This window comes from Chloroflexus sp., from assembly GCF_034434295.1.
GTDB lineage: Bacteria > Chloroflexota > Chloroflexia > Chloroflexales > Chloroflexaceae > Chloroflexus.
Window position 1 is genome coordinate 19041 of record NZ_DAOTZQ010000010.1, and the last position, 24120, is coordinate 43160.

A 24120-nucleotide genomic window follows, 5' to 3' on the forward strand; every position below is an offset into this window, starting at 1 on the left:
CCCGGCTTATTGATACCCGGCTTCGTTCATCAGCTTGATCGCATCGGCTTGCAGACTGCCAATCTCGCTAATCTGCAGCGTATCGCGCTTGAACTCACCCCACTGCTGGATCAGCTCATGCGGTGCCACATTGGGGTTTGCCGGATACTCGAAATTGCTATCGGCGAACAGACGCTGACCGCGCTCGGTACTCAGCCACTCAAGCAAACGAATGGCATTCTCTGGATGGCGGGCGTAGGTCGTCACACCGGCGCCACTCGCGTTCACATGCACACCCTGCTCGGACTGATTGGCCCAGAGGAGCTTAACCGGGTAATTGGCATCTTCGTTGAGCAAGCGGGCCAGATAGTAGTGATTGACAACACTGATGTCGCATCCTCCCTCGGCAATGGTCTGCAAAATTCGCGTGTCGCTGTCAATATACTCTTTGGCATTCTGTGCCCAGCCAGTCACAATCTCTTTGGCCTTGTCGTAGCCGTGGTGGACAATCAGGCTGCTCACCAGCGACTGGGTGTACGACTTGGTTGACGGGCGCCAGCAGATGCGTCCTGTCCACTTCGGATCGGCCAGCGACTCGTAGGTGGCGATCTCTTCAGGATTTACCCGATCTGGATGGTACGCGATGGTGCGCACCCGCAGGGAGAGAGCATACCACTGGTTACTCGGATCTTGCAAATAGTCGGGAATGTTACTCTCCAGTGCATCCGAATTGATCTGACGCAGCAGACCTTCCTGCGCTGCCAGCCAGAGATTGGCGGCATCGACCGTGAACAGCACATCAGCCGGAGTGAAGCGCCCCTCGGCTTTCAACCGCTCACGCAATTCGGCATCGCTGCCAAAGGTAAACCGCACCTCAATACCCGTCTCTTTTGTAAATTCGGCAAACGCCGTTTCCATCTGGCCGTAGTGACGAGCAGAATAGACGTAGACAATTGGTTCCTCAACCGGCACTTCCACCGTCTCGCGCACAACTACCGTCTCCCGAACAGGAACTTCCTGGGTGACGACTACTGTCTCCCGAATAGTCTGAGGTGCAGTCTGTGATGCGCTCTGATTCGTACAGGCCACCAGCGATACGACGAGAAGGATGAGCCCAACAAGTGTTATTCCGGCCTTTTTCCTTCGCGTGAAGAGCATGTATCTCCTCCTCAATTACTATAATCTTATTGGCTTTGTTAGTATACACTAATAATCTAATTTAGTCAACCAAATACTTCTTAAATTAAGACTACCGTCTCGACCATCGCCAGGAGGTTTTCCGCATTGTGTCACTCTACCTGCATCCCAATGGAGAACAGCGACCGGTGTCTCTGCACCACAGAGAGGACGGCTAGAACAGGCGCAACGTATTGTTATGACAATCCAAACCTGACTCCCACCACCACAAGCAACGTTACGATCACCTCTTGCACACCAACCAGTGGCGTTGGCGTAGCAAGACTACGCGGCAACAGACCGATCCAGCAACGCAGAAACAAAAAGGCAAATACCAACAGTACCGGCCAGCTTACCCAACCGATGCTTAGCAAACCGGCCACGATCACAAGCGCCGCCAGGTGCAAGAGCAAGGCCGGTGCGCGATGGGCAGGTTCGTTGTGCGCCAATCGCAGGCGAATTCTGACGTAGACGATAGCGGTGACTGCCTGCAACGAAAGTAATAACCACAGCCCAAGCGCCGACCACAATGTCCAGCCGGCTGCCATCACAATCACGGCTGTCAGCGCACTGATGGCGATAGCACCTGCCAGTTCGGCAAGCAGCGCCCGGCTTTGTTTCCGGAGATCGAAGAACAACTGAACCACTGCGAAGGGGACAGCCAGTATGATTGGCGGCCAGAAGGGGAACGCCGCATACCACCAGGCCATGCCAACAGCGATCAAGGTGATTGCACCATAACCCAGCACAAACCGCTCGGCCCAAACGGTGCGTGGATAGCGCTTCCCACGGCGATAATCGCCAACCGCCAGCTTCAGTGGCTGTCGCGACAGAAAGGCGCCCAATGCTGCCAGGCTCAACCAGAATCCGGCTGGTGATGGCGCCAACCATAACCCTAACGCGATTGGCGCACCCACCATGCTCCAGCCACCGTGTTCAACCGGTAATGCAATTGGGCGCAGGCGTACTGGTGCTGGCTTGGTTGTTGCGGCAGAGTTATGCTGTTGCATATGTCCATCTCAACAGTGTGTAAACCAGCAGATATGCGTCCTATCGTGCGCCACGTAACAGCAGCAAGAGCATGATCACCGGCGTATGCGCCTGAAGACTGTGAGGCAAGCGTGCCGGCATATGCACCCAGGTACCTGGTTTGGCTTCAACAACCTCTTGACCAAGCGTCACCCGTGCTTCACCCTGCACGAAGTACATGATGACAGGTGTGGCCGCCGTATGTTCGGAAAGCTCCTGACCAGCGGCGAAACCAAACAAGACCGCCTTGATCTGCTCGTCCTGATAGACAGTGCGGCTGATGGTACTATCGTCCGGGATACTGATCTGCTCAAGTAAATGACGAACGGTTGCCTGGTTCATAGTTCCTCCACCTGCTCAGGGCCAGTTTTGACGGCAGTTAAGCTGGAATACATAAGCGATTGCATAGGTATGTCGACAAACCGGCGAGTAAGTGATTGCGGTACTCTTTATCTGTGAACGCTGAGCGTAAGCATACGCTAATATAAAAAATTTGTCAACGTAAATCTTTCTAAATTATGGGTGATGAAGTGACAACTTTCCATACCAATTTGTTATAAGCATCATCGAGTAGAGGGATAACAGCGTGAGCGGAATGGGGCTACCGGGTATCCTTTCGTCACACCTCATGCATACCGTGCCACACCCGACATCCCCGTCTGGCAGCGCAATCAGGACAACCACTCCATCCGCAACCAGAAATCCCTTGAACCACATTCATCCATCGCGATGACACTGTGATCAATAACGCGCAACGTCTGTAGGGGCGGGTTTTGAACCCGCCCCTACCTGCCAATGCCCGGCCCGCAATCCACCACGTACCCTTTCGCCCCCTCGTTCACCGCATCCCGCGTAGTGTAGGTGGTGCCACTGCTAACGGTATCTCCCCGTCCATCTGGGTCGTGCCGGTAATACCCCCGGACTTTACCGATGGAAGGGCCAGTCATAGATCACCGCGCATTATTTCCGGCGTGGATTTACGACATAGCTCCTCCACCAGGAGCTGGTCACTTGACACAATCAGCGACTCCTGATATATTCGTGGCGCTATGAGAAATATGCATCTTTTCGCCAAGCAGAACAAGCGTGCTAAGAAGCCGGACGAGAGGTCTGGTTAGCTCCGCTTGTCTGCTGCGCGTAAGAGACAAGACCCGGCTCACCAGACCGACGGTGCGCCGGGTCAATTGTTTGTACGGAGGGAAGTATGAAACACATTGCTACCGTCAGCCCAATCGCCTACACACCACGTTATTGCCGACCAGAACTCTTTGGCTCCTGTCAAGTGAGAGAGGTGTTGATCTATGTCACTGCCTGAGCGCTTGTTTTTTGTTGATACGACATTGCGCGAAGGCGAACAATTCGCCAGCGCTCGTTTTACAACTGCTCAACGAATTGCCATTGCTGAAATGCTCGACGCCTTTGGCGTAGAGTATATCGAACTCACCTCCCCCGCTGCCTCACCGCAAAGTGCGCGTGATCTGGCAACTATCGCCCGCCACGGTTTACGTGCCCGTATCCTCACCCATATCCGCTGCCATATGGCCGATGCCCGGCTCGCCGTCGAGCATGGCGCCCAGGGTGCAAATCTGCTCTTTGCCACATCTGAACCGTTACGCACGGTAAGCCACGGTCGAAGCCTGAGCGAAATTCTGGCTGAGGCCGAACGTGTGATTAGCTATCTCCGCGACCACGACATTGAAGTGCGCTTTTCGTGCGAGGATAGCTTTCGTACCGATCTTGCCGATCTGATCCACATCTACCGCGCCGTTGAAGCAATGGGTGTGCAACGGGTCGGTCTGGCTGACACCGTAGGCATCGCTACACCACGCCAGGTCTACGACGTGGTGCGGGCGGTGCGTAACGAAGTACAGTGTGACATCGAATTTCATGGCCACAATGATAGCGGCTGCGCAATTGCCAATACCTTCTCGGCCTATGAGGCTGGCGCCACCCATCTTGATGTAACGGTGCTCGGTATCGGTGAACGGAACGGGATCGCCAGTCTGAGCGGTATGATTGCACGCATCGCCAGTATTGATCCTTCTCGTGTGCAACGCTATCGCCTCGATCTGCTGCCCAAAATTGATGAGACGGTTGCTACGATGCTCGGCATTGAGATTCCGTTCAACCAGTGTATTACCAGTCCGACTGCATTTCACCATAAGGCCGGAATGCATACTAAAGCGGTGTTGAGCGACCCGCGCAGCTATGAAGTGCTTGATCCCAATCTGTTCGGTCGGCAGCGCACTATCGCGATTGCCCATCGGCTGGTTGGATGGCACGCTGTTGCTGAACGTGCGCGCGAACTGGGCATTACGCTTAGCGAAGCACAAGCCCGCGCTGCCGCTGCCCGAATCAAGGCGCTCGGTGATGAACACGAACTTGATGGCGCAATGATTGACGAGATTCTCTATAGCTACGCAGAGTAAGGGGAGGATACGACTATGCCAACGATGAGCGAGCAAATTTTGAGCCGCGTCGCCGGGCGAACGGTGCGCGCCGGTGATGTGGTGACGGCAAACGTTGATCTGGTCATGGTGCACGATAGTCTGGCCCCCGGTATTATCCGCATCTTGCATCAAGAGTTAGGGGCAGAACGGGTCTGGGATCCGCAACGGGTCGCCGTTGTGATCGACCACGTCGCCCCCGCTGCCAGTGTCCAGACCGCCGAGAAGCAGCAAGAGGTGCGGCGCTGGGTACATGCTCAGGGCATTCCTCATCTGTTTGATGTTGGGCGCGGCATCTCGCACCCGGTGCTGGTCGAGGAGGGGCTGGCCCAGCCGGGGATGCTCATTCTGGGAAGTGATAGCCACAGCACGGCCTATGGCTGCGTAGGTGCGTTTGGTACCGGGATGGGCAGTACCGATATTGCTCTGGCGCTGGCCACCGGCAAGACATGGCTGCGCGTACCTGAAACGATTGTTGTCCGGGCAAGCGGTAGATTTGGATTTGGCGTTGGCCCCAAAGATCTGGCGCTGCGTGCGGCCCGTCTGCTGCGCGCCGATGGTGCAACCTATGCCGCAATTGAATGGCACGGTGTCGAATTCCTGAGTGTGATGGAGCGCATGACGTTGGCGACACTCTCAATTGAAATGGGGGCAAAAGCCGGCATTGTGCCGCCAACCGGTCTCAATGTCACTGGCCCGCTCTTGCCCATGATCACTGCTGATGCCGGCTATCAAGAAGTGGTTGAGATCGATCTTGACCAGCTTGAACCACAAGTCTCAGCTCCTCATTACGTTGACAATGTCGCCAATCTCAGCGATCTGGGTCGGGTCGCGGTTGATGTCGTGTACCTCGGCACATGCACCAACGGTCATTACGAAGATATGGCGGTTGCTGCCCAGATTCTGGCCGGACGCCGACTCGCGCCGGGTGTACGCATGATTGTGGTGCCGGCCAGTGCGCAGGCCCTGCAGCGTGCTGCTGCCGATGGCACACTCGCGACACTCCTGGCTGCCGGTGCCACCATTGGCACACCGGGATGCGGTGCCTGCATCGGTCGCCACATGGGGGTCCTTGCCCCAGGCGAGGTCTGCCTGTTTACCGGCAACCGCAATTTCCGCGGTCGGATGGGCAGCCCTGAAGCGCAAATCTATCTGGCATCGCCGGCCGTTGCCGCAGCTACAGCACTTACCGGCTATCTAACCGATCCGCGCACGGTGATGGATGGACAACCGGCTATCGCTTCCCGGAACTAAGTGAAGAAAGAGAGGTATCGCTATGGCTCGCGTGTGGCTCTTTGGCCCCGATATCAATACCGACCAGATCGTACCCGGTCGCTACGCACCCTACATGCTGAAAGACGAGAGTGAACTACGGCGCTATCCGTTTATCGAGCATCGGCCAGATTTTGCGACCAATGTGCGGCCGGGAGACATCATCGTGGCCGGTAAGAACTTTGGTTGCGGTAGTTCGCGTGAATACGCCCCGCTGGCGCTGCGAATGGTGGGTATCGGCGCAATTATTGCTCCCCTCTTTGCCCGCATCTTCTTTCGGAATGCGCTCAACCTCGGCATTCCATGCTTTACCGCCGATCTTACCGGCGAGCTAGCTGATGGTGATGAGGTTGAACTCGATCTGGAACAGGGACGTATCACAACCGCCGATGGGTGCGTGATTCATCTGCCCCCACCACCGCTCTTCTTGCGAGAAGTCTGGGCGGCGGGAGGGATCGTACCCTTTTACCGTACCTACGGACGTTTTCCCGGTGAGGTGGCCTGATGCAGATCTGTGTTATTCCCGGCGATGGGATCGGCCCGGAAGTCATGGCCGTGGCAACTGCGGCACTGCGTGTGCTGGCCCCCGATCTGACCATCAAAGAGGCGGAAGCGGGATGGGACGTTTTTCAGCGCACCGGTACGGCACTTCCTGAAACGACCCTTGCCCTGGCGCGTGAAGCGACGGCAATCCTCTTTGGTGCGGTCGCATCACCAAGCCATCCGGTTCCCGGGTATCGCAGCCCGATTGTCGAATTGCGGCGCACCCTCGACCTTTACGCCAATATTCGACCAACAGTGGGCAATGGGGTTGACCTGGTGGTTGTACGCGAAAACACCGAAGATCTGTACATCGGACGGGAACGGTTTGAAGATGATGGCGCGACCGCCATTGCCGAACGTGTCATTACCCGGGCCGCCTCGGCCCGGATTGTTCGTGCTGCCTGCGAACTGGCCCGCACGCGCCAGGCTTACGGCCATCCTGGCAAAGTGACCATCGTCCACAAGGCCAATGTCTTGCGGGTCAGCGATGGTCTTTTCCGCACGGTAGCGCTCGAAGTCGCCGCCGATTATCCCGAACTGACCTTCGAGGAACGGCTCGTCGATGTTGCGGCCATGCAACTCGCTGCGCAACCGCAACGATTTGACGTGATCGTAACTACCAACATGTTCGGCGATATTTTGTCGGACATTGCCTGCATTCACGGCGGTGGATTGGGCGTTGCCGCCAGCAGTAATCTCGGCCATGGCCGGGCACTGTTTGAACCGGTGCATGGTGCAGCGCCCGACATTGCCGGACGTGGAATCGCTAATCCAACCGCAGCACTCAATTGTGTCGTCATGCTACTCGACTGGATTGGTCGTCCGCATGCGGCGGAACGCCTCCGTTCCGCTATCACGGCTGTGGCGGCTGCCGGCATTTGTACACCCGATGTCGGTGGTCAGGCAACCACCCGTGAAGTTTCCGATGAGCTTCTTAATCAGTTATCTGCTTAGATGTGAAAGGAGAATCAGTCATGCACGCCGAATGCCCTGAATGTGTTGCCCAGATCACCTTACCCGCCAGCACGCTGGAGAGCGAAATTGTCGCCTGCCCCGACTGTGGTGCTGAGCTGGAGGTCGTCAGTCTCAACCCACCCACGCTTGTGCTGGCACCAGAGGTCGAAGAGGATTGGGGAGAATAGCCAGATCATCTGCGATGATCAATACACCAACAAGGAGTACACCTATGCACGCTGAATGCCCTGAATGTGGCGCAACCATCACCTTACCGGCTGGAACCATGGCTAATGAGATCGTTGCCTGCCCCGATTGCGGCGCAGAGCTGGAAGTCGTCAGCCTCGATCCACCCACCCTCGCACTGGCGCCTGAAGTCGAAGAGGATTGGGGCGAATAGGAATAGCTGTTCAGTGCGGGGTCGTGAACGACGACTCCGCCCATCGCCAGGGAGAAACCATTATGCGCATTGCTGTTCTTTGTTCACGGATTCGCGCTGAAGAAAAACTGCTCTTTCAGGAGCTGGAGCGCCGTGGCCTCGATTATGTCAAAATTGACGACCGCGAGCAGATTTTTGATCTCCATACCACAACGTATCCCTTCGATGTTGTGCTTGAGCGCTGTATCCAGCATAGCCGCGCCCTCTACATGCTTAAAATCTTCAACGACGCTGGCGTGCCTACGGTCAACACCTATCACGTAGCGCTCACCTGTGGCGACAAATTCCTGACCACACAGGCCCTTATTCATGCCGGCGTTCCCACGCCACGCTGCCTGCTGGCATTCACCCCGGAAAGTGCCCTCGAAGCCATGGAGCAACTCGGCTATCCGGTTGTGCTCAAGCCGGTGATCGGATCGTGGGGGCGGATGGTGAGCAAGATCAATGATCGCGATGCTGCCGAAGCCATTCTCGAACATCGTGATGTACTGGGCAATTATCAACACTCCATTTTTTACATTCAGCAGTACATTCACAAACCGGGACGCGACATTCGCAGCTTTGTGATCGGCGATGAGTGTATTGCCGCGATTTACCGCACCAGCCCGCACTGGATCACCAACACTGCACGCGGTGGCGTTGCCACCAACTGCCCGGTTACCCCAGAACTGGCCGACATTAGCGTGCGTGCTGCCCACGCCGTCGGCGGTGGGGTGGTGGCAATTGACTTGCTGGAAACGCCCGAAGGTGAGCTGCTGGTCAATGAAGTCAACTACACTATGGAGTTCCGCAACAGTATCGACACCACCGGCGTTGATATTCCAGCCCGGATTATCGACTATGTACTAGAAGTCGGACGCGGACGCGGCTAGCGCACCACCCAGGATAAATTTCAGTACAGGCGGAGAGCGAATGTCCGCTGACGGCCAGACTCCCACGGATTAAAACATGTTTGCATGGCTACCACCAGAAGAGTCTGCCGTTACAAGCAAGGTGTTGTATGAGCTTACGAGTCAGCATTGTGGGGGCAAGCGGTTATGTTGGCGGAGAACTCCTCCGCCTCCTGCTCGATCATCCCCACGTATCAATCATACAGGCCACCAGTGCCCGCAATGCAGGACGGTATCTCTACCAGGTACACCCCAACCTGCGCGGACGCACCAACCGGCAATTCGTCCACCCTGACACCCTGCAACCGTGTGATGTGCTCTTCCTGGCCCTCCCGCACGGTGAAGCAGCTCAGGCTATTGAACGCTATGCCAGCCTGGCCGAACGAATCATCGACTGTTCAGCCGATTTTCGCCTGCGCGATCCGGCAGTGTACCAGCAATGGTACGGCAGCGCTCACCCGGCCCCGGCATGGCTCGAACGCTTCGTGTACGGGCTACCCGAAGTGAATCGGGCAGCCCTGACCGATGCCCGCTACGCCAGTGGGGTCGGTTGCAATGCTACCGCCACCAACCTGGCCCTATTGCCACTGGTTGAAGCGAATCTGATCGACCGCAATCGCCCGATCATTGCCGACGTGAAAGTCGGCTCATCGGAAGGTGGAGCCACCGTCAACGAAGCCAGTCATCACCCCGAACGGTCTGGCGCGGTGCGCTCCTTTGCACCGGTCGGACATCGTCACCTCGCCGAAGTCGAGCAAGTGACCGGTCTGCGCAATGTTCATCTCTCGATTACCGCCATTGAGCTGGTGCGGGGTGCACTGGCCACCGTTCACGCTTTCGCCAGTCGCGAACTGAGCGAAAAGGAACTCTGGCAAGCCTACCGGGCCTTCGCCCGCGAACAACCGTTCATCCGTATCGTCAAAGAGCGGCAGGGTATCTACCGGTATCCTGAACCAAAGATTCTGGCCGGTACCAATTACGCCGACATCGGCTTCGCGTATGAACCAACGACCGGGCGAATTGTGAGTATCTGCGCTATCGACAACCTGATGAAGGGTGCTGCCGGTAGTGCTGTTCAATGCATGAACCTGATGTGCGGCTTTGCGGAGACGACAGCCTTGACATTTGCCGGTTTACATCCGTAAGCAGGAGAACAGTGAGGCGAAACTGTATCTGTAGCTATAATCACTACCCGGCAACAGACTCAGAAAAGGGCGCACCGTTGTGCGCCCTCAACCACCGAAGCCTGTTCGTTATTCCTGTTCGTGACCGGTCAACGTCTGATCGGCCAGCTCAGCCTGCAACGCCTGAATTGCAATGAGCAAATGGCGTTCACGCTCGGCAAGAGTGGTAGCCATAGCCCGCGCTGCCGATAACTGAGCTGCCCGAGCCAGCGCAGTAGCCCCAGCCGGAACTGCTTCATTCTCCAGACGCGCTACCGACTGCCGGGCACGTTCAAGACCGGGGCGTAGACTATTCAGTCGGGACGTTAAAACCTCGATGCGCTGACGAACGTATTCTTCCATTGATCACCTCACACATACATTCGCCGGGCGCACCAGGCGCGCCGCGGCGACAATGACCAGAGCGGCACCGTCGCCGCGACCTCACTATTATAAGTATACTGTGATTGCATATTTTTTGCAATGCACTTGCAGTAATAATGCACAGTTATTATCAATCGTCTACCCGCTATCATGCAGGCAACACCATCATGAATGATACGAAACATCTCGACGCACCGGTTGTATGAAGGAAAGGTGATAGCCATTGTGCGACGACGTATGACGACACTCATTAGTTTATCAGGGCTACTTGTTGTCGGACTTGGCTTGCTCATACTGGGCTGGCAGGCATTCATCAACACATCACAACGAATGAAGAACACGGTCGCCACCCAGGGCACCGTGGTTGAGATTAAGCCCCGGTCGGTCAATACCAATAGTGGTCAACGTACATTCTTCTACCCAATTGTTGAATTCCGCACGGCTACCGGCGAAACCATTCAGTTTGAGAGTGAAGCAGGAGGCAACCCATCTGCCTATCAGATCGGTGACCGGATAGAGATCATGTACAACCCAGATCAACCGCAGACCGCATTCATTAACTCGTGGGAGTTGTGGCTGCCTTATACCCTGTTCCTCGGTACGGGTGGTCTCTTGTTGATCGTGAGCGGCATCGCACTCCTGAGCGCCCTGAGAGCACTATTCCGCTAGAGTCTGTCAGGCCCACGCGGCCAGCGAATCATCCCAGTATTGCACGGCTGGTCGTTGCCTCCAGTGTTACCTGGCGATCCAGTGAGATGCTGAGCGACAGTGAACGGTGCAATGATGCGAGACACACACTTCCGGGACGTAAGATGGTAGATGTAGAAGCCTGACGCCCACACACCGAATATGACGTACCACGACTTCTGCCGCCTCAGAACGCCCCAATGCAAACCATTGCGCTCCCCTCTCCCACGCGCTGCGCGGGAGAGAGGCCGGGGGGAGGGTGTTCAGGGCATCGCCTGGCCATCGCCTGGCCTCGCTCGTATCGCCCCCACCCCAACCCGCCCCCGCTGGGGGCGGGAGTCGCCGTTCCTTTATCTCACGTTACCCTGCAGGAATGAACAGAAAATATGATCGAACACGATTTCAGCTGCATCAGAACGCCCCAATGCAAGCCACTGCGCTCCCCTCTCCCGCGCAGCGCGGGAGAGGGGCCGGGGGTGAGGGTGTTCAGGGCGTGCTCAAGCCCTATCTCCTGCATGCGCTCCCACGTTCTGTTCACTTTTGAACGGCAATAGAATCGGGCATTCCTTACCGGAAATCAACCGTGAGACGCTCTAATTGCGGGGTGGCAGTTATGTAGTTCGCAAAGACTGCCACCCGCGTCAGCAATGACCGCTACGGACTGACCGATGGCTCAGTTAGCGCAGGCGGAGTTACCGATTGGCCGGCACCGGGTTGCGGGATTACCAGCGCCTGGCCTTCCCCGGCCTGATTATTCAGCAACAGTGTCAGGTTGGTATTTGGATCCACAAACCAGATGTTGCCATTCGCCATCATCTGCACCAGCAACTCGCGCTTACGCAGCTCAAACAGCTCTGGATTTTCGCGCCAGTAGCGGCCTTCGATAGCCCGCACTTGGGCCTCGCGATTCGCTGCCTCAAGCGCAGCAGCCGTAATACCGCGTTCGCGAGTCAACGCGACCAATGCCTCCTGTTCGGCCTGGAACAGGTTATTGGCCTGTTGCGCCTCGATCTGCTGCCGTCGCTTCTGCTCGGTCTCGATCTGCACTTCGAGATTAGCCTTCTCGGCCAACAACTGGGCATACGTCTCGCCAACCTTAATATCGAGCACCTTCACCGCCTCAATCGTGATATAGAGCTGATCAACCGGTGCCCGCTGACCATCACCGGGAGGTGTCGTCAAGAAACGTCGAATCCGCTCGGCAAACGCTCCCCGGTCGGAGAGAGCCTCATCGAGGGTAAACTGGGTACTGGCGCTCTTGAGGGCATCGTTGATAAAGCCATCGAGAAAATCGTTGAGCTGGGCATCGCTGACACCAATTTCCGCATAGGCTGAGCGCAATGCCTGCTCGGTGGGCAAACGGCGAAAATCAACCTGAATATCGATGTCGTACAACTGCTTATCGCTACTCGCCACATTCTGCGAAATCTGGCGCGACTGACGGCGAATATTGACCAGTTCGATCTCGGTAAACGGTGCGAAGGGACGGAAAATCGGGCCTGGGCCATGGACAGCGACAATACGCCCCTGCACCAGTTCGATGGCCGCCTGTCCTTCATCCACCTGCACATACTTCATCGTGCTGAGACCAATGCCGACAATGATCAGCAACAGGATGAATCCACCGACCAGCGATAGCCGTGACGTCATCGATCCTCTAACTGGGGTGCGCTGCGACATACCACTCCTCCTGACTATTTAACAGATGTTGACTGTTCCATATGGGTTGTACGCACTGAAGCTGGAGAAGTTGCAGGTTCTTCTTCCACCCCTAGCGCTTCGGCCACAATGTAGAGCGGGCGTCCCTTCACTTCATCGTAGATACGGCCCACATACTCGCCGATAATGCCGAGTGAAATCAACTGCACAGCGCCCAGAAAGAGGACACTGGCCAGTGTGCTGGCCTGACCATAGAAAGCCGGTTCCGGAGCAGACGGATCGGCAAGCCGCATCACAAAGACCACCAGCAAGAAGATCATACTGATGGCAGCCACAATAAAACCGAGATAGGTTGCCAACTGGAGCGGCAAATACGAGAAACTGGTAATCCCATCAAGCGCGAAGCGCAGCATCTTGCGCAGAGGGTATTTTGTCGTTCCGGCAGCACGGGCATGACGGCGGTAGGGTACACCGGTTTGCCGAAAACCGACCCACGCCGATAGCCCTCGCATGAAACGGTGGTGTTCACGCATCCGCTTGAGTGCATCAACGACCTTGCGATCCATCAGACGAAAATCGCCGGTATCAACCGGAATATTGACATTTGTGATACGCACGATTAGCCGGTAAAAGATCGCGGCAGTCGTCTTCTTAAACCACGTTTCACCTTCGCGCTCTTCACGCACACCGTAGACGACCTGATATCCTTCCCGCCAACGCGCAATCAGCTCAGGGATCACCTCTGGCGGGTCTTGCAGGTCAGAGTCGATCACCACCACTGCCTTCCCGGTGGCATAATCAGTACCGGCAGTAATGGCGATTTGATGACCAAAGTTTCGCGAAAAGTTAATCACCTTAATGCGCGGATCGCGCTGATGCAGTTCACGCATAATCTCTGGTGAACGATCACGACAGCCATCATTCACCAGCACCAGCTCAAACGGCTCGCCGAGTGGCTCAAGCGCGGCAATGACCCGGCGGCAAAACTCAGCAATCAGTTGTTCTTCGTTGTATACCGGTGCGACGACCGAAAAGGTTGGTTGTTGTTTCACCATACTGCCTCCACGCCATCAATAGTGATGGCTCTTCGTTGCGTTATGCTGATGATAACAAATCTGGCCGGGTTTGTGTTGAGAGGTGGTAAGGGGGAAAGAGATTGTCGCAAATGTATTATAATTTTCATGAAAACCAGCTTATAGCTTTTAAAAATGCAGATCAACAATACAGTACGTTATCAAAATGATATACAGATCAATCCTCACAGCACGAATATTGCCAGCCATTGTCATTCAACTTCAGCGTCTCGTCACATTTATTTTCTGCAAGCCGTTACCAATTCATAACACCATATCCGGCAAGTTCTGCTTCCGCCAACATCAGATGAAGCACAACCCATACTTTCAATATGATTAACATAATAGATGCAAACCTATCAGCCCATGTACCAGCTTGCTGAAAGCGATAATACATTTGGGAAAGAAAAGAAAGTGCACATACGATCAGAATCGGTATAATCGGCATAAAGAAACGCTCTTTATTGGCAGTTAGTGCAACAGCAGCAACATATACCCCCGTCCAGACTAACATTAAACTGTATCGCTTATCAACATTCTGAACTACTGCCAGCATAACACCGCACAAAGCCAGCAAGCTGATCGGCCAGATGAATAAACGATGTATCACGTCCGTACTAAACCGAATAACATTCTGCATCCAATGCTGCCAAAGAATTGCCGGATCATGATTGACGATAAACCATACCTGTTCAAGATTTGACCCAGCCGGTAAAGGCTCGGTCCGTCCATAGGCAAAGAGCCAGATATTGGTATATTGCGTGTTGAAAAATGGATACCCAACATCACGAATATCCAGTATCCATTGTGGTGCAGTCGCCAGCAAAAAAGCAAAAAGAAAAGCTCCTGACTTTACCAACCGTGCCCCGTAACGTAACCTGGAGAAACGTGTAGCAAGATCAGGTGGTGGTTGAAGCACAAGCCAGAGTATCGTCGCAGGAAGCAAAATCATAGCCTGAAACCGGAAAAGGTATGCACATCCAAGCAACAGCCCAGCGATCATTACCTGACGAACGCTTATCTGTGGACTCCAACAGAGAGCCAGTAAAGATGCTGTGGTGAAAGCAACCATTGGTGCATCTGTACTGGCCAGCACACCGTGTGCAATCAGCACTGGCGACCCTAATGAAAGCAACGCAGCATACCAGGCCCAGGAATGACCATAAAGTCTCCAGGCCAGTGCAACAGTAGCACCAATCGTCAGGAGTACCGAACCTGTACCAAATGTACGTCCAAAGAGAAGCGCCTGATCACCAGCTAACTGACCGAGCCACAGAACGAGCGGAAACCCGAACGGATAGTATGCGTGAGCGCGAAAAACTCTTTCCCACGAGCCGCCATGGTTAAGATGCCAGCCATAATCAGGACCTTCCACCATCCAATACGATTGTAACGTTATTAGCAGTGCCAGGCCAACGAGAAAAACGATGCCGGCCACAACAACAGCTTTTTGCCAACACTGTCTGCTGTAACGAATGAAACACATCCCGACTAACGTGAACGTTAGTAATTCTGGCAGCCAGACAAGGGGAAGCCAGGTATGATCAACTACTGGTGGATGCCAGACGAGTATCTCATAGAGGATAGGAGTGGCAATTGCTGTCACAAAATACAGGGGAAATTGTTTACCACACAGTGGCCAGAGTAGTCCTGTAAGAGAGACAATACTTAAACTGACAAGGATAAATGGCGCTGGTGAAATGTTGTATCCATCGACTTCATGAAAGCGTATACTGCTAACTGCAACTCCAAGTAGACGATTGTCTGGCGGTATAGAGCGTTCCTGAGCATAAATAGTTATTCGACGAACACCCAGGCCACCATACCAGTTACTGATGAATGATGAAGGCCAGAGCACACGATAAGTACGAAAGCCAGGTTGGGCTTCTACCAGACCAATGCGACGCTCACGATCTCTGAATTCAAAGAAGTACGGCTCACCAGTGGCAGTATCCGCTCGTATTGACACCAGGTAGGCACTACGAAGCCAGGGAATGTTAATAACTGCCGGCCCATTTGTCCATCGAAATGGGATGTTGTCTACCGACACCTCTTTCGTATAAAAGCCTGTACCAAGGAATGCTGAGTCCTGATCGCCAATAGAGACATGTACTTCCCACGGACGAGCGGTGAAAAACCAGGTGACAGCCAAAGCGACAATAAGCGTTATCAGTGAGATAACTAATTTCCCAGTCAGATGAACAAACTTTTGATTCATTATCAAAATTTGATGTCTATATTGCTTCTCAATATTTCCTGAACAAGTGATGTTGTGCAGGTAGGAAAGCCCAGGCAAAACTGGCTAACACCTACACCACCGCCAGCGGACTCATCTCATCCCAATTCGGGCCAGCTTCGAGATTAACGCTCAGTGGTACGACCAAATCCCGGTACACACTGCTCATCACATCGCGCAAGAGTCGTGCGGCTGGCTCAACCTCATCTTCTGGAGCCTCGGCGATTAACTCGTCGTGTACCTGTAGCAACAGGCGTGTACGCAATCCCTGCTCACGCAGCGCACGATGCACATTGACCATCGCCATTTTCATTAGATCGGCAGCAGTGCCCTGAATGGGTGCATTAATTGCTTCGCGTTCGGCAGCAGCACGTCGTGCGCCACTGGCGCGCAGGTCTTCCATCACCCGCCGACGACCAAAAAGGGTTTGTACATACCCATGCTGCCGTCCAAATTCGAGCGTTTGATCAATGTAGCGGCGAATACCGGGGAACTGAGCAAACAGATTATCGATCAGTTGGCGGGCCAGATCGCGTTCGATTCCTAAACGCTGGGCCAGACCAAACGCACTGATCCCATAGATCACGCCGAACACCACCGTCTTCGCAACGCGGCGTTGATTCTTATCGACTGCTGTTGGTTCAACCCCAAACAGTCGGCTGGCCGTCGCCGCGTGAATATCAAGCCCCTGTTGGAATGCTGCGATTAGGTTCTCGTCACCACTCATATGAGCCAGAACCCGTAGCTCGATCTGCGAATAGTCGGCAGCCACAAAGCGCCAACCAGGTTCAGCGACAAAGGCACGCCGAATCTCGCGCCCTTCCTCAGTGCGTACCGGTATGTTTTGCAGATTGGGATTGTTCGACGACAACCGCCCGGTGGCCGCACCAAGCTGATTGTACGAGGTATGGAGGCGTCCGGTCCGTGGATTGACCAGATCAGGCAGTGCATCGATATAGGTACTCTTGAGCTTCGTCAACTGACGGTAGGTCAGAATATCGGCAGCAATCGGATAGAGCTGGCTCAGCTCTTCCAGCACCTCCGCCGTAATCGAGTAACCGCCACTCTTGAGCTTACTCAGACCATGTGCACGGGGATCGATCCCCAATCGTCCAAACAGCACATCATTCAACTGCTGGCCGGAATTGATATTGAACGTACCGCCAGCCTGCTGATAAATCCGCTCGACCAGATTGGCAATCCGTTGCGCAAAATGTCTGCCCAATTCACGCAAATACTCCTGATCGAGACGAATACCGGTCAGTTCCATGTCGGTCAGCACCTCGATCAGTGGTAATTCAACCCGGTAATACAGATCGTGAAGCGCAGGTTCAGCCTCTAGCTGGCGCTGCAAGCGCTCGGTGAGCCGCAACGTGTAGAGGGCATCGGCCGCCGCATACGGAGCCGCCTGCACAACCGGCACCTCAGCAAAGCTGATCTGCTTGTTGCCCCGCCCGATCAGGTCTTCAATCGTAGTAGGCGGCTCTGGGAGTTTCAACTCGTAGAATGCCAGGTCTTTCAAACCCTGCCGCTTGCCCAGCATGGCCGCTGCAATCATCGTATCGAATGCCAGTCCGGCCACCTTAATCCCGGCCCCGGCCAGAACTTCCATATCAAACTTGGCATTGTGGGCAAACTTTGGCTGCTGAGGATTGGCAAAAAACGGGGCCAGCGCAGTGACAACCTCTCCACATGGCATCTGCGTCTCGGATTGATGGCCGACCGGAATGTAGCAGACGGTATCGGGCGCGATAGCAATTGAAATCCCAACCAGATCGCTGGCAACCGGTTGCAGACTGGTACATTCGGTGTCGAACGCAAAAGCTGGCGCATTGCGGAGACGCGATACCAGATCGGCCAGCGCCGTAGCATCTCGCACAATTGTAACCGGTGGCGGTTCGGCTGTCGGCTGAGCGGATTCCGACTCGCCGGCAAAGAGCGAAAGCTGCGTTGGTGCAGTCGTGAGTGGTGCAGCGGGCAGATCGGCAGGCAGTTCGGCCAGTGTCGGTGCCTGAACGAGTGGCGGTAGCTTCTTGATCAGGTTTGAGCTAACCCCAAACTCCAACTCTTGAAAGAGGGCCATCACTGCCGAACGGTCATAGACGCCGATTCGGGCAGCTTCCAGATCGAGCTGTACCGGCACATCGGTGACAATCGTCGCCAATTGGCGCGAGAAACGTGCCGCCTCGGCCTGCTCGCGGAGTAATGTCTGGTAACGCTTCGGCGCAGCATCAACCTGATCGAGCAATTTTTCGAGCGAACCAAACTGCTTGAGTAAAGCAATCGCCCCCTTCTCGCCAATCCCGCGCACACCAGGGATATTATCTGAGGTGTCGCCCTTCAGACCGCGCAGATCGGCCAGTTGATCTGGCTCAAGGCCATCGTACCGCTTACGCACCTGCTCCAGATCGTAGAGCGTGACACTTGTCTTACCGCCGTAGGGATTGGCTAATGCCACCCGCACGTGATCATTCACCAGTTGCAACACATCAGAATCGCCGGTGAGAATAATGGTATCAACACCGCGTTCCGTCGCCTGACGGGCCAGCGTCCCAATCACATCATCGGCCTCGTACCCTTCGGCGGTGTAGATCGGGATATTGAGCGCCTGTACCAGTTGCTTAATCCGCTCAAACTGGGGATAAAACTCTTCTGGTGTCTCGGCACGCCCGGCTTTGTATTCGGCGTAAAGATCGTCACGAAAGGTACGCCCAACATCGAAAGCAACGGCGGCGTAATCGGGACGATACTCAGCCAGTGCAGTCAGGAGAATTTGCGCAAAACCAAAGACAGCATACGTCGGCTCACCATGGGACGAACGTAACCCACTCTCGCGCAACGCAAAAAACGCCCGATATGCCAAAGCGTGACCATCAACTAACACCAATAGCGGATACGCCATAGACTGTCTCCAATCCGCACAGATTTGCTAGTGAATTATACCACGGCGACATACGCTTCCCGCTATCCACCAGCCTCGTGGTACAATGGAGGCAATTGTCGTAGCGAGAGTATCAGGCTGCGCTCCAGGGTGGTACAGGTACAGATATGACCACTGCAATTGTGACCGATCAGCGCTTTGATCTTCACACATGGCACGGGCACGTTGAGCAGGCCGAGCGGTTGCACGCCATCCGACGGGCAATTGAGGCCGATGGGTTGTGGCCGCGTTTGCTTCAGTTACCCGTTCGTCCGGCCACTGAAGCCGAATTGCTTGCTGTCCATAGCTCCAGCATGCTTCATCGCGTGCGTCAGTTAGCCAGTTATGGCGGTGGACAGATCGATAGCGACACCTACGTCACTGCCGAGTCGTGGGACGTTGCGCTGCTGGCAGCAGGCGCAACGATTTGTATGGCTGAAGCCCTGGTAAGTGGACGCTGCCACAATGCGTTTGCGCTGGTGCGGCCGCCGGGCCACCATGCGACCGATATACGCTCGATGGGTTTCTGCCTCTTCAATAATATTGCAGTCGCTGCACGGGTGTTGCTGGATCGCCACCATCTCCGGCGCATCGCGATTGTTGATTTCGATGTTCATCACGGCAATGGTACGCAGGACATCTTCTACCGTGATGGGCGAGTCCTCTTTTGCTCAATCCATGCTGCACCGCTCTACCCGGGCACCGGCAGTCTCCACGAAATGGGTGATCCGCGCACTGCTGGCGGCACCACCCTCAACGTGCCGTTGCCTTATGGAACCGGCGATCATGGCTACGAACAGGTGTTTCAGCGCGTCATCGGGCCAGTACTCCGCCGTTTTCAACCAGAGATCATCCTGGTGTCAGCCGGCTTTGATGCCCACTGGAGCGATCCCATCGGGCCAATGGCGCTCTCGATCCAGGGCTTTGCCCGTATCGTGCAGTACCTGTGCGATTGGGCCGACGAGTTGTGTGACGGGCGGATCGGCTTCGTGCTGGAAGGCGGGTATAGTCTGCCGGCGCTGGCAGCGGGTGTGGTGACAACGCTCCGCCTGCTGTTGGGGATGCCGGCCGGCTCTGACCCCATGGGCAAGATGAATGCACCCGAACCGGCCATCGAACATATCATCACCAGTCTCTACACCTACCATCCTCTGCTGATGCAGACAACATATCAGGGAGAAGCATGATAGCAGTGATTAACTACGGTGCCGGCAACCTGCCCAATGTGGTACGGGCACTGCAACGGGTCGGCGCTACACTCACCGTAACCGATAACCCAGAGGTAATCCGTTCTGCGCAAGCGGTCGTTCTCCCCGGTGTTGGCGCTACCGCTGATACCATGGCCAGTCTGCGCCACCTGGGTATTGCAGAGGTCTTACCGGCAGTGATCGCTGCCGGTACACCGTTTCTGGGTATTTGCGTCGGGATGCAGGTCTTGCTGAGTGAAAGTGAAGAGTTTGGTCTCCACTCGTGTCTCGATATCATCCCCGGCACAGTACGCCGTCTTCCCGATCACGCCGGTAAGATACCGCAGATCGGCTGGAACCAGCTTCAGATTACCTCCACATTCCGCAGCCATCCTCTCTTTGCCGATATTCCTGATGGGGCCGATGTCTATTTCGTGCATTCGTATTACTGTGCGGTTGCCGATGAAGCGATCATCGCGGCCCGCACCGACTACGGCATCCCCTTCCCGAGCGTCATTATTCGCGACCACCTGGCGGCTGTGCAGTTCCATCCCGAAAAGAGTGGCGACTACGGCTTGCGCCTGCTGGCCAATTTCGTGCGCTGGAGCGAGGCCGTCCAGCCAAAAGGAGTGTGACAATGGAGATTATTCCGGCAATTGATATAAAAGATGGTCGCTGCGTCCGTTTGTATCAAGGCGATTTCGCGCAGATGACGGTCTACGCCGACGATCCGGTTGCGGTGGCCCGAAGCTGGGAAGCGCAAGGCGCCACCAGACTGCACCTGGTCGATCTCGACGGTGCCCGTGCCGGACACCCCCAGAATGTCGACGCCGTTCTTGCTATCACACAGGCGGTGCAGATTCCGGTGCAGTTAGGCGGTGGTTTGCGCCGAGAGCAGGATGTTGAGTCGGCATTAGCCCTCGGCGTCGAGCGCGTTATCATCGGTACGGCGGCTATTGCCGAAACAGACCTGGTTGCCCGCTTACTCGACCGCTTCGGCGAGCAGATCGTGATCGGGATCGATGCCCGCAACGGCCTGGTAGCTACCGATGGCTGGACAGTAACCTCTTCAGTCAAAGCAACCGTGCTGGCTGAACAGATGGCAAACCTCGGCGCCCGACGCATCATCTACACCGACATCAGTCGTGATGGCGCACTCAGTGGACCGAACTTTGCAGCCTTGAGCGAATTGATCACACCGCACGGCCCGGCGATCATCGCCAGCGGTGGTATTGCCAGCATTGACCACGTGCGCCAGCTTGCCCAACTCGGCGTTGAAGGCGCAATTATCGGCAAGGCATTGTACGTTGGTGCAGTAAAACTGGCTGAAGCGATGGCCGTTGCTCAAATGACAAATGTATAGCTACCGGGTTGGCATGCCAGAGTGATGGTAAACCGTTGGCACGCAATACCACACGATCAGGAGTTGTTATGTCAAATTCAGACCTGACGGCGCGCTATGAAGAAGAGCGTCTGCGAGCGCAAGAACAATCGCAACTCGTCTACCTGCAAGGCCAAATTGACGAATTACGGCGCTTGCTGAAGGATCAGACCAACAAGTATCAGTGGGCGATGGAACAAATCCGTAAAAATGAGGGCACCATCGCCCAGATTCAGAGTCTCTTCGACCGCCACACCGATGAGGTTGCTCAGGCCAATGAAATTGTGCGCCGTGATGTTGTCGCCCTGCGTCGCGAAGTGGCAGCCGCGCTGGTCAAGATTGAAGATGGCCTGCGGCCCATTCGCGATATGCAAGCGCAAATTCGGCAGGTTGCCGAGGCGCACAAACAGGACCGCGATTTTCTGGCCGGTTGGTTGAGCCGAATTGAACAGGTTGAGCGTCAGATTACCACCCTCTCTTCACAGGTCAAAGAGCTTGACGAGCGTCAGCGGCAATTGATGTTACAACTCGAACGCTTACGTGAAGCTGATGCTGCTGTGATACAGGAAGTTCGTCGTTTCGGTGATGATTTGCAGGTTGAGAAGCAATCCTTGCGTCGTATGGCCGTTGAGTCACAACAGTTTGTTGCCGATTTGCGGCCGGCTGTGGAAGAACAACGATCTCGCATCGACCGTCTGGAAGAGATTCGTCAACACATCGACCTCTTCGCCGAAATGCTACCATCACAAATCAAAGAGGTGGCAGCAAAAATACCTGACCTGGTTACCGAAGTTAAACGGATTGAACGCGTTTCGATGGAACGCTTCCTGATGAATCAGGAGCGCCTGGAAGAGCTGCGGCAGATGGCCGATGAGCGGATGAGTACCCTGCAGGAGACTGACGAGCAATACCTGCGGCAAATGACCGCCTGGCTTGAGCGCATCGATAGCTGGCTGCGTGAGCTTGAACAACGACTATCACGCACAACCGACCGGATTGAGCTGGAACAGAAAGCGCATCTCTTGCGCATTATGGAGCTTGAACGCCGTGAGGTTGATACCCTTCAGGTGCAATTTGATGCACTACGACGACGTCTGGAACAGGTCCGTGCAGCACAAATTGAGTCTGGCGGAGGGAGTGCAGGGTAGTACACTGAGTGGCGATATGCATCCGCCAACCAGCGTACATCTAGCGTACATCCATGGTTGACGTGCTCGCGGCGTACTATAGCATTCACACTCAGAGGCAGCGTCAGGATGACCGATGGCGAGGGTGTTGTGCGTGCGCTGCCCCCAGCAGTAATCTGCGACACGCCCCCACCCCAACCCGCCCCCGCTGGGGGCAGGAGAATGTTTTACAGTAGCCCAATTTGCTGAAAGCGAATGTAGACAGTTCAGTGTGGGTCAGTAGCGCATGCTGGGCCAGGTAATAAGTGCGCTGGAGGCGTGCCCTCCCAGTTCCCCTTGAGTGCGCCGGAGGCACGCGCTCCCCTTGAACGCGCTGGAAGCTCGCGCTCCCAGCGCTCCCAGAGGGATGTCAGCGTTCGCACACAGGGGTGGAGTGCTCACAACCACCGTGTCTGGGTGACAGTAGATAGCAGATCATCATGGCTATTAAACCAGATTCGATATTACCCGGTACGCCGTAATACAAAGATGCGCGGGTAAAGTCCACCCAGATCGACACGCAGTTGTTGATCAACACGCCATTGCGGAAGCGTAGCCAGCGAACGTTCCATCAACCGCACTTCGTGGCTGATCAGCACGGCTCTTCCGCCCGGACGAGTCACCCGCGCCGCTTCGGCCAACAGTGCCGGGTAGAGGGTGAGATTAGTTGTGTGCGAGCCAACCAGGTGACCAAACGGCAGATCGGCGAGCACCACGTCAATACTCGCCGAAGGGAGCGGCAACTGACAGGCATCCCAATCGTACAACTCTACCCGCTTACTCAAACCCGCAGCCCCCAGATTACGCCAGGCACAGGCCAGTGCCGTCGGATCGGTATCACAGCCAATCGCCTGTGCTGCCGTTGTGATGAGTAAGCGCTCGATCAGCAGCGTCCCCGAACCACATCCGACATTCAACACTCGATCTCCGGCGTGTGGCTTACTCAGCACTACCATTGCGTGTGCGACCGGCCCATTCAGTGCCCCTTCGCGATTACACACCCGCCACGAGCGTGTCGCTAAAGGGCGTGGCGTGAGACGGACCAGCACGTCCCAGCCACTGCGATCCCTGCTCGGGCGTAAGCGGATCAGCATGTCGCCGTCTTCCGTGCCAATCGTCAGACCAAGCCGTTCGCCAATCATCTGCTTAAATCGTTGCAGAACACTGCTATCGGCACCGGCCGCACTGAGAAAGAGGGTCTGGAACGTTCCCGCCGGATGCAGGCGACGCACCATCTCAAGCATCGCGACTACTGCCCGAAAATGCTCATCACCGAGTAATGCCCGCGGACGGGGTATCGCAAACCGGCGCACAACAAAGACTGATATGACAGATCGCAGATCGAACAGTGCCCGCAACGCACCGTGCATCGTCGCTCGGATGACACCACGTTCGGTCAGCGGTTCAAGACGTAAGCCGGTTATACGCTGTACTTCCACACATGCCAGTTCCTCCAGACCGGCCGGTACGACGATTTCAATCTGGTGCGACATTGTTATACTATATATATTCATTCCGTACCTGCCCTTACCAGA

Annotated in this window: 22 protein-coding genes; 13 read left to right on the plus strand and 9 right to left on the minus strand. The window is 55.4% G+C overall.

Annotated features, from left to right (window positions below):
* Positions 1–6: 6 nt before the first annotated feature.
* The 3 genes from VAE57_RS02190 to VAE57_RS02200 form a co-directional block, all read right to left on the minus strand.
* Entirely contained in the window at positions 7–1137 is a 1131-nt protein-coding gene (locus tag VAE57_RS02190; RefSeq protein ID WP_322820278.1) for a Fe(3+) ABC transporter substrate-binding protein, read from the minus strand.
* 215 nt (positions 1138–1352) lie between these two features.
* Positions 1353–2165: a YwiC-like family protein gene (locus VAE57_RS02195; RefSeq protein WP_322820279.1), complete on the minus strand. Its 813-nt coding sequence runs from the start codon at positions 2163–2165 to the stop codon at positions 1353–1355.
* A gap of 40 nt (positions 2166–2205) precedes the next feature.
* Positions 2206–2526, minus strand: coding sequence for a cupin domain-containing protein (locus tag VAE57_RS02200; RefSeq protein WP_322820280.1), 321 nt, complete (start codon positions 2524–2526; stop codon positions 2206–2208).
* A 959-nt stretch (positions 2527–3485) separates the two neighbouring features.
* On the opposite strand from VAE57_RS02200, the gene lysS reads away from it, so the two are divergent.
* From lysS to argC, 8 genes are all read left to right on the plus strand, one after another.
* Positions 3486–4613 (plus strand): homocitrate synthase, encoded by a 1128-nt coding sequence (lysS, locus tag VAE57_RS02205; protein ID WP_322820281.1) that lies wholly within the window; start codon positions 3486–3488, stop codon positions 4611–4613.
* Between the two features lie 15 nt (positions 4614–4628).
* On the plus strand, positions 4629–5885 hold the full coding sequence (locus VAE57_RS02210) for a 3-isopropylmalate dehydratase large subunit (protein WP_322820282.1): 1257 nt from the start codon (positions 4629–4631) through the stop codon (positions 5883–5885).
* Positions 5886–5907: 22 nt separating this feature from the next.
* Complete coding sequence (locus tag VAE57_RS02215) at positions 5908–6408, plus strand: homoaconitate hydratase (RefSeq protein ID WP_322820283.1); 501 nt, start codon at positions 5908–5910, stop codon at positions 6406–6408.
* Positions 6408–7400 (plus strand): isocitrate/isopropylmalate dehydrogenase family protein, encoded by a 993-nt coding sequence (locus VAE57_RS02220; protein WP_322820284.1) that lies wholly within the window; start codon positions 6408–6410, stop codon positions 7398–7400. Before VAE57_RS02215 ends, VAE57_RS02220 begins: the two co-directional genes overlap by 1 nt.
* 20 nt (positions 7401–7420) lie before the next feature.
* Positions 7421–7588, plus strand: coding sequence for a lysine biosynthesis protein LysW (lysW, locus tag VAE57_RS02225; RefSeq protein ID WP_322820285.1), 168 nt, complete (start codon positions 7421–7423; stop codon positions 7586–7588).
* Positions 7589–7632: 44 nt separating this feature from the next.
* Positions 7633–7800 (plus strand): lysine biosynthesis protein LysW, encoded by a 168-nt coding sequence (gene lysW, locus VAE57_RS02230; RefSeq protein ID WP_322820286.1) that lies wholly within the window; start codon positions 7633–7635, stop codon positions 7798–7800.
* A gap of 62 nt (positions 7801–7862) precedes the next feature.
* Positions 7863–8711, plus strand: coding sequence for a lysine biosynthesis protein LysX (gene lysX / locus VAE57_RS02235; RefSeq protein WP_322820287.1), 849 nt, complete (start codon positions 7863–7865; stop codon positions 8709–8711).
* A gap of 128 nt (positions 8712–8839) precedes the next feature.
* A complete protein-coding gene (gene argC, locus VAE57_RS02240; protein WP_322820288.1) occupies positions 8840–9874 on the plus strand; it encodes an N-acetyl-gamma-glutamyl-phosphate reductase in 1035 nt (344 codons plus the stop codon).
* Between the two features lie 108 nt (positions 9875–9982).
* Here argC and VAE57_RS02245 read toward each other — a convergent pair whose 3' ends face one another.
* Entirely contained in the window at positions 9983–10255 is a 273-nt protein-coding gene (locus VAE57_RS02245) for a hypothetical protein (RefSeq protein WP_322820289.1), read from the minus strand.
* 258 nt (positions 10256–10513) lie between these two features.
* On the opposite strand from VAE57_RS02245, the gene VAE57_RS02250 reads away from it, so the two are divergent.
* Positions 10514–10945 carry a DUF3592 domain-containing protein gene (locus VAE57_RS02250; RefSeq protein ID WP_322820290.1) on the plus strand — a complete coding sequence of 144 codons (432 nt, stop codon included), beginning with the start codon at positions 10514–10516 and terminating at the stop codon, positions 10943–10945.
* A 672-nt stretch (positions 10946–11617) separates the two neighbouring features.
* Here VAE57_RS02250 and VAE57_RS02255 read toward each other — a convergent pair.
* The 4 genes from VAE57_RS02255 to polA all read right to left on the minus strand — a co-directional run bounded on the left by VAE57_RS02255 (position 11618) and on the right by polA (position 18833).
* Positions 11618–12643, minus strand: a complete 1026-nt coding sequence (locus VAE57_RS02255; protein WP_322820291.1) for an SPFH domain-containing protein — start codon at positions 12641–12643, stop codon at positions 11618–11620.
* A gap of 14 nt (positions 12644–12657) precedes the next feature.
* The gene (locus tag VAE57_RS02260; protein WP_322820292.1) at positions 12658–13677 is read right to left on the minus strand and encodes a glycosyltransferase family 2 protein; all 1020 of its coding nucleotides are present in this window, start codon (positions 13675–13677) and stop codon (positions 12658–12660) included.
* A 274-nt stretch (positions 13678–13951) separates the two neighbouring features.
* Positions 13952–15991, minus strand: coding sequence for an ArnT family glycosyltransferase (locus VAE57_RS02265; RefSeq protein WP_322820293.1), 2040 nt, complete (start codon positions 15989–15991; stop codon positions 13952–13954).
* 13 nt (positions 15992–16004) lie between these two features.
* Positions 16005–18833, minus strand: a complete 2829-nt coding sequence (gene polA, locus VAE57_RS02270) for a DNA polymerase I (protein ID WP_322820294.1) — start codon at positions 18831–18833, stop codon at positions 16005–16007.
* A 146-nt stretch (positions 18834–18979) separates the two neighbouring features.
* Between polA and VAE57_RS02275 the strand changes: the two genes are divergently transcribed.
* From VAE57_RS02275 to VAE57_RS02290, 4 genes are all read left to right on the plus strand, one after another.
* Complete coding sequence (locus tag VAE57_RS02275; protein ID WP_322820295.1) at positions 18980–20038, plus strand: histone deacetylase; 1059 nt, start codon at positions 18980–18982, stop codon at positions 20036–20038.
* Positions 20035–20673 (plus strand): imidazole glycerol phosphate synthase subunit HisH, encoded by a 639-nt coding sequence (gene hisH, locus VAE57_RS02280; protein ID WP_322820296.1) that lies wholly within the window; start codon positions 20035–20037, stop codon positions 20671–20673. The genes VAE57_RS02275 and hisH overlap by 4 nt, the downstream gene beginning before the upstream one ends.
* A gap of 2 nt (positions 20674–20675) precedes the next feature.
* Positions 20676–21401 carry a 1-(5-phosphoribosyl)-5-[(5-phosphoribosylamino)methylideneamino]imidazole-4-carboxamide isomerase gene (gene hisA, locus VAE57_RS02285; protein WP_322820297.1) on the plus strand — a complete coding sequence of 242 codons (726 nt, stop codon included), beginning with the start codon at positions 20676–20678 and terminating at the stop codon, positions 21399–21401.
* Positions 21402–21469: 68 nt separating this feature from the next.
* Positions 21470–22567, plus strand: a complete 1098-nt coding sequence (locus VAE57_RS02290; RefSeq protein ID WP_322820298.1) for a hypothetical protein — start codon at positions 21470–21472, stop codon at positions 22565–22567.
* Between the two features lie 482 nt (positions 22568–23049).
* On the opposite strand, the gene VAE57_RS02295 is transcribed toward VAE57_RS02290, so the two are convergent.
* Positions 23050–24078 (minus strand): methyltransferase domain-containing protein, encoded by a 1029-nt coding sequence (locus VAE57_RS02295; protein WP_322820299.1) that lies wholly within the window; start codon positions 24076–24078, stop codon positions 23050–23052.
* Positions 24079–24120: the final 42 nt, after the last annotated feature.